Source organism: Amycolatopsis sp. NPDC047767, from assembly GCF_040704195.1.
Taxonomy (GTDB): domain Bacteria; phylum Actinomycetota; class Actinomycetes; order Mycobacteriales; family Pseudonocardiaceae; genus Amycolatopsis.
The window spans coordinates 137747-149905 of sequence record NZ_JBEYSJ010000010.1 but is presented as its reverse complement, the minus strand read 5'-3'; the positions used below and the strand labels follow the sequence as shown (position 1 = coordinate 149905).

12 protein-coding genes are annotated in these 12159 nt (G+C 68.4%); 3 read left to right on the top strand and 9 right to left on the bottom strand.

Annotation, left to right across the window (positions count from 1 at the left end; genetic code table 11):
* Window positions 1-56 precede the first annotated feature (56 nt).
* The 4 genes from AB0878_RS20310 to AB0878_RS20295 form a co-directional block, all read right to left on the bottom strand.
* Window positions 57-926 (bottom strand): NADP-dependent oxidoreductase, encoded by an 870-nt coding sequence (locus AB0878_RS20310; RefSeq protein WP_366581783.1) that lies wholly within the window; start codon window positions 924-926, stop codon window positions 57-59.
* A 74-nt stretch (window positions 927-1000) separates the two neighbouring features.
* Window positions 1001-1411: a cupin domain-containing protein gene (locus AB0878_RS20305; protein ID WP_366581782.1), complete on the bottom strand. Its 411-nt coding sequence runs from the start codon at window positions 1409-1411 to the stop codon at window positions 1001-1003.
* A gap of 82 nt (window positions 1412-1493) precedes the next feature.
* The gene (locus AB0878_RS20300; protein ID WP_366581781.1) at window positions 1494-2909 is read right to left on the bottom strand and encodes a PLP-dependent aminotransferase family protein; all 1416 of its coding nucleotides are present in this window, start codon (window positions 2907-2909) and stop codon (window positions 1494-1496) included.
* A 72-nt stretch (window positions 2910-2981) separates the two neighbouring features.
* Window positions 2982-3722 (bottom strand): SDR family oxidoreductase, encoded by a 741-nt coding sequence (locus AB0878_RS20295; RefSeq protein ID WP_366581780.1) that lies wholly within the window; start codon window positions 3720-3722, stop codon window positions 2982-2984.
* A 263-nt stretch (window positions 3723-3985) separates the two neighbouring features.
* Between AB0878_RS20295 and AB0878_RS20290 the strand changes: the two genes are divergently transcribed.
* The gene (locus AB0878_RS20290; protein ID WP_366581925.1) at window positions 3986-4666 is read left to right on the top strand and encodes a hypothetical protein; all 681 of its coding nucleotides are present in this window, start codon (window positions 3986-3988) and stop codon (window positions 4664-4666) included.
* Here the strand turns inward: AB0878_RS20290 and AB0878_RS20285 are convergent.
* The 3 genes from AB0878_RS20285 to AB0878_RS20275 all read right to left on the bottom strand — a co-directional run bounded on the left by AB0878_RS20285 (window position 4612) and on the right by AB0878_RS20275 (window position 7287).
* Complete coding sequence (locus AB0878_RS20285; protein WP_366581779.1) at window positions 4612-5370, bottom strand: hypothetical protein; 759 nt, start codon at window positions 5368-5370, stop codon at window positions 4612-4614. The genes AB0878_RS20290 and AB0878_RS20285 overlap by 55 nt on opposite strands.
* Window positions 5371-5528: 158 nt before the next feature.
* A complete protein-coding gene (locus AB0878_RS20280) occupies window positions 5529-6437 on the bottom strand; it encodes a DNA-3-methyladenine glycosylase 2 family protein (RefSeq protein WP_366581778.1) in 909 nt (302 codons plus the stop codon).
* Between the two features lie 214 nt (window positions 6438-6651).
* On the bottom strand, window positions 6652-7287 hold the full coding sequence (locus tag AB0878_RS20275) for a DUF3558 domain-containing protein (protein ID WP_366581777.1): 636 nt from the start codon (window positions 7285-7287) through the stop codon (window positions 6652-6654).
* Window positions 7288-7660: 373 nt separating this feature from the next.
* Here AB0878_RS20275 and AB0878_RS20270 point away from each other — a divergent pair, with 373 nt between their 5' ends.
* Window positions 7661-8899: an MFS transporter gene (locus AB0878_RS20270; RefSeq protein WP_366581776.1), complete on the top strand. Its 1239-nt coding sequence runs from the start codon at window positions 7661-7663 to the stop codon at window positions 8897-8899.
* Here AB0878_RS20270 and AB0878_RS20265 read toward each other — a convergent pair.
* Window positions 8896-9411, bottom strand: coding sequence for a DUF2199 domain-containing protein (locus tag AB0878_RS20265; protein ID WP_366581775.1), 516 nt, complete (start codon window positions 9409-9411; stop codon window positions 8896-8898). The two genes, AB0878_RS20270 and AB0878_RS20265, sit on opposite strands and share 4 nt — an antisense overlap.
* A gap of 144 nt (window positions 9412-9555) precedes the next feature.
* On the opposite strand from AB0878_RS20265, the gene AB0878_RS20260 reads away from it, so the two are divergent.
* Window positions 9556-10878 carry a hypothetical protein gene (locus AB0878_RS20260; RefSeq protein ID WP_366581774.1) on the top strand — a complete coding sequence of 441 codons (1323 nt, stop codon included), beginning with the start codon at window positions 9556-9558 and terminating at the stop codon, window positions 10876-10878.
* Window positions 10879-10986: 108 nt separating this feature from the next.
* Here AB0878_RS20260 and AB0878_RS20255 read toward each other — a convergent pair whose 3' ends face one another.
* A complete protein-coding gene (locus AB0878_RS20255; protein ID WP_366581773.1) occupies window positions 10987-12117 on the bottom strand; it encodes an LLM class flavin-dependent oxidoreductase in 1131 nt (376 codons plus the stop codon).
* Between the last annotated feature and the right edge of the window lie 42 nt (window positions 12118-12159).

Sequence of the window (12159 nt, the reverse complement as noted above, 5' to 3'; positions counted from 1 at the left end):
CGGTTCCGGCGCGGCCAGTGATCTGGGCGAGGCGGTCCGCGCTTGGCCGGAGCGAGCTAGTCGATGCGGATGATCGTCTTCCCGCGGTTGTGCTGTCCGGGTGCGAAGGCAGCCGGTGCGTCGGCGAGGGGGTGCACGGAGCCGACCAGCACGCGCAGGCGCCCGTCGCGGACGCGCTGTGCCAGGTCGGCCAGGCGGGCGCGGTCGGCTTCGACGACGAAGAACACGGCCCGGCCGTCGCGTGGCTTCACGGTCGGAGGGCCCGCGATGGTGACCAAGGTGCCGCCGGCGCGGACGAGGTTCGCCGAGCGGTCGAGGATCTCGCCGCCGAGCACGTCCAGGACCACGTCGACCTCGCCCGCGTCCTCCAGCCGGTCGGTCTGCAGATCGAGGAAGGAGTCGGCGCCGAGGTCCAGGACCACGTCGCGGCCGGCCGCACGCCCGGTGCCGATGACCGTCGCGCCCGCCTGGTGGGCGAGCTGCACCGCGATCGAACCGACGCCGCCCGCCGCGCCGTGGATCAGCACGGTCTGCCCGGCCTCGAGCCGGGCGTGGTCGAACAGCGCCTGCCACGCGGTCAGACCGGAGATCGGCAATGCCGCGCCGACGGTGTGGTCGATGCCCGCCGGGAGCGGTGCGAGGTTGCGGGCCTCCACGGCGGAGAATTCCGCGAGGGACCCGTCGCGGGTCCAATCGGCGAGCCCGAACACACGCTGCCCGACCGTGAGGCCGGTGGTTCCGTAGCCGAGCTCGGCGACGACGCCGGACAGCTCGTGCCCGGGCACGCTCGGCGTCCGATCGCGCCCGGCCCGGTCGGCCCAGGTCCCGGGCCACTCGAGCTCGCCGGGGGTGAATCCGGCCGCACAGACCCGCACGATCACGTCGTTCTCCGACGCGTGCGGGTAGGGGCGCTCCGTCAGGGACATGCCGCCGGGGCCGGCGTCGCGGTCCTGGACGGTGATGGCTCTCGTATCAGTCCTCGGTGGTCTGGCGAAGGTTTTCAGCCGGCCTGGGTGCGGGCGCTCGGGTGGCGGAGGTGGTCCCGCGCCGCGATCTCGGCGGGTTCGAGCATGGTGATCATCTCCACGCCGGGCGCGCAGATGCACACGGCGACGAACCGGCTCCACTTCTCCGGTTCCAGGTTCGCGACCTGGTAGTGCACCACGTCGCCACCGGGCTCCCAGAACGCCTCACCGGCAGTGATCTCCCGAGGGGCTTCGCCTTCGAGCTCGAAGAGGATCTTGCCCTCGAGCACGTAGCCGAAGACCGGTCCGCTGTGACGGTGCGGACGCAGTCCCTCGTCAGCGGGCGGCAGCTCGACGAGCTGCGTCATGGCGTGCGAGCCCTCGGGGATCCGCGGCGGGGTGATGGACAGCAGGTCGGAGACCTTGACGTTTCCAACGGCCAACATGGTCCCGACGCTAACGCCGTTTCGGACCACAACCTGGGACCACTCGGCGGCCTTGAACGGGGACCACTTCGCCCAGCCACGCTTACGGCAACTGGCGTACCAACGCCTCGAGCGCTCCCGACCACGCGCTGGGCGACGGCGTGGCGAACCCGGCGACGAGACCGTCGCGAACCGACCTCGATTCCGGGTGCCGGAACAGGTCGAGTGGTTCGACGGCGAGCCGTTTCCACGCGGCCTGACGCCCGTCCGCGCTGGTCAGCCGGCCGGCCTGCTCCAGCAGCACGTGCAGCCCCGCCGGCACGCCGCCGACCGACGAAGCCGGCGAGTGCTGCTTGACCGCCTCGACCAGCTGGTGCCGGCGCCGCCCGTACTGCGACCGCATGGCCCGGATGTGGCGGTCGTACGCGCCGGACTCGATGAAGTCCGCCATCGCCAGCTGGTTGACGAACCCGACGGTCTCCTCGGTTTCCCCCTTCTGCCGGGCCACGGCGTCGACCAGGTGGTCCGGCACCACGAGCCAGCCGAGGCGCAGGCCCGGCGCCAGCGATTTGCTCGCCGTGCCCAGGAAAATCACGTGCTCGGGGTCCAGCCCCTGCAACGCGCCGACGGGCGCGCGGTCGTAGCGGAACTCACCGTCGTAATCGTCTTCGATGATCACCGAGCCGCGGCGACGGGCCCATTCGACCACGGCCGCACGCCGGTCCGGGTGCAACGCCACCCCCAGCGGAAACTGGTGCGACGGTGTCAGCAGCACCGCTCCCACGTTCGGCCGGCCGTCGAGCACCGCGATGTCGGCTCCGTCGGTGTCGATCGGGATCGCCGGGGCCGCCAGCCCGGCCTTCTCCAAGGTCCGGCGCTGTGCGGGCAGCCCGAACTCCTCGACCGCCACCGCCTTCACGCCGGCGGCCGCCAGTGCTGCCGCCACCAGGCGCAGTCCCTCGGCGGCTCCGCTGCACACGATGATGTTGTCCGCCTGCGTCCGCAAACCTCGAGCGCGCGCCAGGTATCGGGCGAGAGCCTCACGCAATTCGACCCGGCCCGACGTGTCGGAATATCCGAACGCGTCGAGCGGCGCGGCCCCGACGGCCCGTTTCACCGCGCGAACCCATTCCTCCCGCGGAAACGACGACAAATCCGGGCACCCCGGCCGAAGATCGTGCACCGGCCGCCGCAACGCCTGCGCCGCCCGCAGCCGGGGCCGCGCACGCACCGATTCCACCCCACGCTGCGACACCTCGGTCCCCGACCCGTGGCGGGCGGTGAGCCACCCTTCGTTGACGAGCTCCGAGTAGGTGCGCACCACGGTGTTGCGCCCCACCCCGAGATCCGCCGCCAGCGCACGGCTCGACGGAAGCCGCGTCCCGGGAAGCAACCGCCCGGACCGGATCGCTTCCCGGAAAGCATCCATCAGGCCCGCGCGCGCACCACCGCCACCGCGAATCAGGTGCAGGTCCAAACCGGAAACCCGTGCACTGCCGGCGGCCCCCTGATCACTCACGCCGGGCAACGCTACTACACCGCGCGGAATCCGAGCTGCGTAAGAACATCCCGTTTCTTCTCGCGCATTCGATCAGATGGACAATCCACCGCCGCCGGACACGACGATCTCCTGCCCGGTGATGTACGCGGCCCCGTCCGAAGCCAGGAACGCGACCGTCTCGGCGATGTCCTCCGGCGTGCCGAGGCGACCGAACGGGTTCTGCTCCGCCATGGCCGCCAGCGTCACGGCGACCTCGTCGGGTCCCATGTGGGCCCGTGTCATGGGGGTGTCGGTGAGTCCCGGGCTGACGGCGTTGACCCGGATGCGGCGCGGGGCGAGCTCCAGGGCCAGCGTCGGGATCATGGCCAGCATCGCGCCGTGCGATCCGGCCGCGACGCTGTTGCCGGGCAGGTTGCGCGTCGCTCCGATGCCGACGGTGAAAATGACCGAAGCTCCGTCGCACAGCAGCGGCAGCGCTTTGACCAAGGTGAAGAACTGGCCTTTGGTGTTGACGGCGAACACATCGTCGTAGGCGGCTTCGTCCCAGGCGTCCAGCGTCATCGGACGGCTGACGCCGGCGTTGAGGAACAGCGTCGTCAGCGTCCCGAATCGGTCCTGGACCTCGGACACCACCTTGTCGGTGTCGGCGAGCGAGCGAGCGTCGGCACGCAACACCAGGACGTCCTCGGGCAGCTCCTCGCGCGCCCGGGCGACGCTTTCCGGACGCTGCCCGGTGATCGCGACGCGGTAGCCGCGGCTGTGCAGAACCTCCGCAGTCGCCTTCCCGATCCCGCTGGTGCCACCGGTGATCAGAGCTGCAGGTGCCGGCATGGTGATCTCACTCCACATTGGTTGGTGTACTGCGCCGAGTTCACGCTCAGGCGCGGCGCGGTGCAGGCAGCGAGCGCCACCGAGTTCGCCTGACGCAACTCTGCCGTTCCGAGCGTCCATCATGCCCCACTGCGGACTATCTAGTCCACTCAGGTGAGCCACGCACGTCGAGTAACCACCGGTATGCATCCTGACGCTGCCACTGTTGCGCCCTCACCTATCTGGACTATCTGGGCCACATTTGCCACGCTTGCGAGGTGACCATGACTCGCACGGGCAAGCGCGCGACCAAGGAACAGCGTGCCGCATCGAAGTACCTGGGCTCGCTCGGCGACTCACTCGCCAGGTGGGTGCGGTCGGCCGGACCGATCGATGCCTACGAGATGCACCTCCCCGTCGACGTCCGCAGTCCGCTCGAATGGTTCTCCTTCACCATCGCCTCGCGGCAGCTCAGCAGGGCGACGGCGGTTTCGATCTACGACCGGTTCGTCGCCCAGCTGGGTGGGTCCGTCACCGCCGAGCGGGTCATCGCGACCGACGAGCCGACGCTGCGCGGCGTCGGCTTGTCCTACCCCAAGGCCAGGGCGATCCGAGCGTTGGCCGAACACGCCGACGACGGTCTGCTCGATCCGGACGGTCTCGCGACCCGGTCGGATGCCGAGATTGAAAGCGAACTCGTGGCCATACCGGGTATCGGTCCGTCGTCAGCGCAGCGGTTCATGATGCTGTACCTGCGCAGACCCGACATCTTCCCGGCCGGCGACCTCACGGTGCGCGCCGCGATCACGGCGTTCGACGGGCTCGAGAAGAGGATCACGCCGAAGGTTGCGGAGCAGCGCAGCGAATTGTGGCGGCCGTATCGCTCGTACGCGACGTCGTACCTGTGGGGCTACATGTGGGAGCATCGTTCTCCGGCGCCCGACCGGTTCTCGCAGGCGCGATAGGCGTAGAGCCAGGATCGCGCTCCATACACGGCCGACCTGCTCAGGCCGTCGGCCACGTGGTCGAGGTCGGCGTCTGCCATCGCGGCCCACTCAGGACGGACCAGTCCCGGTGCCGCCGCGACGACTTCGGCGAAATTGACCATGCCCGCCCGTGACACCGCGACGCCCTGCGGACCCTGGTGGTGACGGCTGCACGCGGCATCGATCGCCCGCACGGCGGTCATGGACTCCGCGGACCATTCGAGATCGTCGGTGCCGGGCACTCGGAACAGGTTGTCCACCAGCTGCTGGGCCAGCGGGACCAGCGCAGCCACGAACGCGTCACCTTGCTCACGGGTCATGAACGTCCACACAGGCGTCGCCGGACGCGCGGTGGCCGGAACGTCGGCGCGCGTCCAGGTGTCGATGAAGAACATCAGCAGCTCCGGGATCGGTTCCGTGGCCGAATGCACGGAACTGTCCGAACCGCCGCCGGGGTACTGCGAGGTCCAGACTGCGCGATCCCCGCCCTTGTCACGGATCGGCGCGTGCACACGCCAGTCGGCGCAGAAGAACGACAGCTCGCCGGTCCGGACATTGAGCAGGACTCGCTGGTAGTGGCCGACCCAGCGGTCCGCCTGGGTCGGCAGCGGCGGAAGCTCCACGCCATCGGGAACCGGCCGGTGCACAACCTCGACTGCGTTGACATAACGGGTGACGGGCATCGTCGGCGTCCTCCCCGTCAACCGAGTGACGTGGAACTTGTTTCGTACTCAACCCTGCAGGTGATCCAGTTTCCCGGTAGAACGGCGCGATTTCCCCGTTGTAGTGCCGACAATCACTCAGAGGTAAGACGTTCCGAAGTGGACATACGACCGGCTCGTCACCGGAACCGCTGGGCCCGGGGCGCACGATGGCCACGCCGCGGCGCCGTGCCGGGAGTGAGTTCGAGGACCCGGACCACCCGATAACGGTGTGGCCTCCACGGCCGGTAAAACGCCTCGATCTCGTCGTCGGCGAGGGGATGGCCGGCGAGGGCCAGCCCGGTCATCCGGCCGAGGTGGAAGTCGCCGAGCGGCAGCGCGTCGGCATCCCCGAGCGCCCGGTGCCCGACCTGCGCCGCGGTCCACACGCCGACGCCCGGCATCAGCGACATCAGTTCGTACGCGCGGGCGGGATCGCCGGCGGCACGGTCGAGCTTGGCCGCATGCCGTGAAACGAAGGTGATCGTCCTCGACCGCTGGAGGTCGACCCCGGCGCGCCGCCATTCCCAGACCGGGATCTTCGCCCACTCCTCGGGAGAGGGCATGACCCGCATCGTCTCGTGCGCCGGTCCCGGTGCCGCACCGCCGTGCGCCCGGACGAGGCGGGCCCAGGCGGCCATGGCGTCCAGGCCGACCACCCGCTGCTCCAGCACGGCGGGCACGAGCGCCTCGAACAGCCGCCCCGTACGCGGAACGCGGAGTCCCGGCAGCCGCTTCCAGGCCCGTTCCAGCACCGGATGCCCCGGCCGGAACTCCTCGGGGCGATCGTGCTCCCCCAGCTCGGCGCGGATGTTCCCGACGAGCTCCTCGGCCCCCGGCCCCCACGCGTCGACGTCCAGATCGTCCAGGCGCTGCTGCCGGATCCGGTAGGTGACCGGCCCTGACGAGGTGCGGGCCGTGCGCCACAGCGTCCCGTCGGCTTCCACCCGGTGGGTGGGGTCGTACCGGCCGCGCCGCAGGCTCTTGAGCGTCAGCTTCGCGTCCACGGGAAAGCCGGGCTCCCAGTGCGTCGACTGGTCCGGTGGCATTTCCAACGTCCCCTCCCTCGAGACGGTTCTCCGGGCGGTCTGCCTCGAGGACCGGAGATGACGGCGGAGGTTCCAGCGCGCCGGGCCGGCGCAGCGGGCTTGTTGGTTGCGCCCGCGCCGCCGACCTGCTCGCGCACTGCTCGGCGGGAGGCGACTGTACCTCGGTAGTGCAGGCGCAGGTCATGGAGCCCGTCTCGACAGCCCGCCGGGAGTTTCAGCTTTGCCGGAGATTGCCGATCACGAATTCGGCCATTTTCGCGAGTCCGCCGCAGCGGTCGTTGTCCCAGTAGCTGCCGGGCAGGTCTTCGCCTTGGATGTCGAAGGTGAGCATCTGGTCATGGGTGACTTGGACGGAGACGGAGCACTCGTACATGTGCCGGAAGACGTGGTAGACGACCGCGGGGAGGCCGGCGATCGACGTCTCGGTCCACGGGTCGAGTTTGCCGTCCTTCTTCAGGCCGTCCACCGACAGTTCGGCGAGTGTCTTAGGGCCGTCGATCGGCTTCAAGGCCGAGATCAGCGCACCGAGGTGGTTGGTCCAGGAACACCCGAAGTCAGAAGGGCCGTTTCGCACGTTCGCGCGGATGTCGTTGGGCGGGTCAGCCACGACGGCCGCGGTCTGGTCCTTGGTGAGCAGGCTGCACGGGTCCGAGTCGAACTTGGCCAGGTCGACGGGCCGGTCGACCTGGGTGAACGGCAGCGGCGCCCCGGTCTGCGCCGGAGCCGGAGGCTGCGAGAGCAGACGGTGCGGCTTGGCCGGACCACACCCGCTGAGCAGACCCGCGGCGAGCACCACAAGCCCGGCCAACGCCCACGCCCTCATGCCCGCGCCACCGACGGCTCGACCCACCACTGCTTCTCGTCGCCCGACGGGCGTGGCGCCGTCATGACCGCTCGCGGCGTCGTGCATCCGGCTCCCCTACTCTGGGTCCCGTCGATTAACGGAACGTGACCAGCGGATCTTACTGCCAATCGCCGACAATGCCGAACCGGACGAGGGACAGCTGCGGCGGCCGACCGCGAGCGACCGTACGTGGTGTCGAACCGGCCCAGAACATCGGTGCGGCGTTCGACAACATCGCGAAAGCGGTTGTGACAAACGAAATTCTTCGTCAACGGCGCGTGCGAAAGCGAGTTCTGTTCTCGCTACGCTGCCATGGCAAAGGCCGTCAATGCCTGGGGGATGTGTGAAGGACGAAGCCGCAGCCGTTTCCACTGAGCACGTGCAGTCGAACGGGCTGATGTTCCGCAATCGTGACTACACCGGCTGGTGGATCGGAGACACCTTCTCGGATTTCGGTAGTGCGCTGTCCGTTGTCGCCTATCCGTTGTTGGTACTGGCGGTCACCGGGTCGGTCGCGGGCGCGGGTGTTGTCGAAGCGGCCGTGATTGTCGGCAGCCTGATGACGATGTTGTTCGGCGGCGTGCTCGCGGACAGATTCTCCCGGAGGGCGATTCTCGTCATCGGCCCGCTGGTCCAGGCCGCCGCGGTGAGCGGCGTCGTGGTCGCGGTGCCGACCGGCCACGTCGCGGTGAGCGGTCTTGCCGCGGTCGGGTTCGTGCAGGGGCTCGCCGGCGGACTGACTCAGGGGGCGCAACTCGCGGCGCTGCGGCGCCTCGTGCCGGACGAGCAGATGGCGACCGCTTGGGGCCAGTACGAGGCCAGGGTCAGGACGATCAAGCTGGCCGGCCCTGCGGTCGGCGGTTTCCTGTTCGGCGTCACGCGCTGGGTGCCGTTCCTCTCGGACGCCCTGTCGTTCCTGGCGAGCGCGGTCGGCGTGCTGCTCATCAAGCGCCCGCTCGGCCCGGACCGTGACGACGAGGACAGCGGTCCCGGCGAATCGGTCTTCGCGAGCATCGGCGCCGGCTTGAAGTTCATCTGGCGCAACGCCTACCTGCGGTTCACGGCAGCGTGGGTCTCCCTGGTCTCGGCTTGCTACAGCGGCCTGGTCCTGCTCGTGATCGTGATCGTCCAGGGCCGCAGCGGTGATGCCTCACTCGTCGGTGCCGTGAGTTCGATCGGCGCCCTCGGCGGGCTCGCCGGGGCACTTCTCTCGAGCCGGATCGTGAAGCGGTTCCCCGGACGGCTGCTGGTCATCACCATGTCCTGGACGATGGCCGTCGTGGCGCTCGCCACGGGTTCGGTCCCCGGCACGTGGCCGGTCGGCGCGCTGCTGGCCGTGATGATGTTCCTCCTCTCGCCGCTCAACGTCGTCTTTGCGACCTACGAGATGAAGATCATCCCGGACGAGCTGATGGGCCGGGTGCAGAGCGCGATGAGCGTCGCGTCGACGTCGATCCAATGGCTCGGCCCGATCGCCGCCGGGTTGCTGGCCTCGGCCTTGAGCCCGACAGCGGCCACGATCGTGTTCGCCGGCATGATGGCAGTGCTCGCGATCGCCACCCACTTCTCCGGCGGCCTGCGAGCGCTCACCAGTCCTGCCGCGGCACCGGCCCGCTAGTCACGAGTCGGGTGCAGGAGCAGTTCGGCGATGGCTTGCACGCGGGCACGGGTGATACCGGTGCGCTGTTCAACCGCCAGCGAGTGGTCGGTGGGCTCGAGTTCCACGGTCGGCCGGACGCCGACGGGCTGGCTGTGCAGGTTGGTTTTCAGGTTCACGGTCGTCGGCTCGTACGTGGGGAGTTCGGTGGCGAGCCAGCCGAAGTAGGGCGGTTCCTGCACCCGTTCCGGTTTGGTCCACAGTTCGGCGACGCGCGCGAAGTTGGCCTCGCTGAGCGACACCCACACGCCCCATTCGAAGTCGTCGCCGGTGTCCAGGGTCGGCAGGACCAGGCGGGCCCTGATGAAGAAGTGTTCGCCATCGATCACGCATTGCTCGTCGCCGAGGATGCTGCCGGGATTGCCGGTCAGGCCGTCGTGCCAGTAGGCGGGCGCGAATGTTCGGTAGCCCAAGGGGAGCTCGTCGTGGTGCCGGCCGCAGCAGGAACAGTCGTACCCGAGGTCGGCGGTCATGGCACACAGCATAGGGATGCTCGGAGCCTCAGCACATGAGTTCGCGCCCATCCACCGAAAGCCACCGCGACGGCAACTCCTGCGGTCCATCGGCCAAGCGGGCAGGATCGGAATTCGGAGGAGAATCGAGGGGGTAGATCTGCGGTGAAGGCTTCCGAGAAGGCCAGGATGTGGGCCTGCCTCGCAGTGTCAGGGGTGCTGGCGGTGACCGCGTGCAGCTCGTCGATTGCGGGCCGGGCTCACCCGGCGAACTCCCCTGAGGCGAAGCAGGCCGAGACCGGGATTGCCCTTGAGAACCTGACCGTGGCTCCGGCCGAGGCGATGACGTACGCCGGTCAGCCCGTCTACGACGCCTGCGCGATCATGAACCCGTTCCTGATGCAGCAGGCGGGGTTCGTGATCAATCCCGAGAACACCTTCATACAGATGAAGTTCACCGGCAATGACGGTCCCCCGGCCCCCGGTTCTGTCACCTACGATCCGTCCGGGACGCACAGCTCGCCGGAACCCGCGTCCGAGTGCCTGATGACGGGCAGAGACGACAAGTACCAGCTCGGCCTGAGTATCGACCAGAAGCAGTACGAGAGCGACGGCTTTTCGAGCGACCGGGACACCATCTGGCGCCTCGCCACCAATCCCGAGGCGCAACAGAGCACCCAGTCCCACACCGTCAGCCACGAGACGCGTGGCGACATGCAGATCTATGTGACGATGGGGACACCCGTGTATCCCGATGAGTACGAGGTGTATTTCTTCTGGGGTGGCGACCAGTACTGGGCCACGTTGAACATGCACGCCAGCGACTACGGCACCCCTGAGGACAGCCCGGGCATCTCCCAGGAACCCGCCGACGCTCTGAAGTTCCTGATCGATCAGATCGCCGGCAAGCTGGCCGCCGGGCCCGGCAAGGTGGGACTCTCCAAGTACCGGTTCGCGCCACCCTGGAACGTGCCGAACGCATGTGACGTGTACCGGCCCGAAGACTGGGGGCTGTCGTTCACGGACGACACCGCGTCCGGCCGGGTTCAGGAACAGTCGTCGATCGGTCCGGTGCGGTTCACCGCCGATGCCCAGGACTCCGGCAAGGGGCCGTGGAAATACGTGTGGAGCAGCTGCTATCGCATGAATCATGCCAACACGGGCAACTTGATCGACCAGGATGGATTGACGGTTCAGCTCGACACGTACGACAACCTTGACGGCGCAACGTACTCCAACCAGGTGCAATGCCACCCGCACACCCCCGGACCGGGTGGCGCGCCTTCGGAGGAGACCGAAGCCGAGCTCGGAGACGGCGACACTTGCTGGGTACCCACGGGCGGCAGCCCGCACCTGCTGTTCAAGGTCGGCCGCCACGTGGTCACCCTGTGGGCCTTCAAGCACGAGGACTACCAGCAGCCCGCGCTCAACGCGGTTTTCGGGAAGGTCGTGAACACGATCGTCGACCGGTTGAAGCAGATCCCTTGACGTCGTCGGCCACCGCCGAGATCACGTCGGACGGTGACCGCGCGCGGACACAGAACATCCGTGGCCGGGCCCGGAAAACCCGGGCCCGGCCACGAACGGCCGCTGCGGTCAGGCCGTGGGGGCGGGCGAGCGCAGGCCGGCTTCTTCCAGGCGCGGCAGGACGTCGGCGGCCAGGCGTTCCAGGCCGGTCTCGTAGTCGAGCCACAGGAGCATCAGGCCGTCGACGCCGGCAGCCGAGAGTTCGGTCACGCGGGTCGCGATGTCGGTGGCCGTGCCGACGAGGGGGTAGGCGCCGTAGCCGGCCTTGAATTCGTTGGCCATGTCGGCCATGCGTTCGGGCGGCATGGTCTTGGCGTTCGGGATGTTGGCGGCGATGAACTCCTCGACCGCCTTGTCGTCGCCCTGGGTCACGATGTAGTCGTGGGCGTACGCTTCGGCTTCGGCTTTGGTGTCCTTCTGCACGACGTAGGCGGAGAGCCAGATCTGGATTTCCTTGCCGAACTTCTTGCGTGCTTCTTCGCGGTATTCGGCCAGTCGCGCCTGCACCGCGCGGGGGTCCGGGTCGTCCGGGATGGTGAAGGCGACTTCGGCGTGTTGGGCGGCGAAGTGGCGGCCGCGGGGTGAGCCCCCGGCATTCAGCAGCACCGGACGGGACTGAAGGGGGTGCGGTTGTGAAATGGCGTTCTTGAGCTCGAAGGAGTCATTCTTGAGATCGAAGGATTCGGTCGAGGACCACAGTTTGTCGAACACCTCCATCCAGTCGTCGCCGTAGGCGTAGCGGTCGCCGTGTTCCTTCATGGCGACACCGAAGAGGTCGAACTCGGGCTGGAACCAGCCGCACACCAGGTTCATTCCCGCGCGGCCGCGGGAAATGAGGTCGAGCGTGGCTTCCGCCTTCGCGACGAACGCCGGATTGACCAGCGTGATCGGCACGGTGCTGATGACGCTGATGCGCTCGGTGATCGAGGCGACGGCACCGGCCCAGGAGAGCGTTTCCATGACGTCCCCCGAATAGTGCCCGTCACCGCCGAAGGGGTGCCAGCGCGACGCGGAGACGAACCCTTCGATGCCGAGCGCGTCCGCCCGTTTCGCGAGGCGCGCGGTGGCCTCCCAGCCGCCGGAGAACCGGTCCGGGTGAAAGGTGAAGGACGCGCCCCCGCCGTTCATGCCGAAGATGCTCAGCTTGAGCTTGTTGGCCGAATCCCGAATGGGATTGGGCTTGACGAAGTTTTGGTCCACGGAAGAACTCATTCCTCGTAATGGAGACGGCTGATGGAAAAA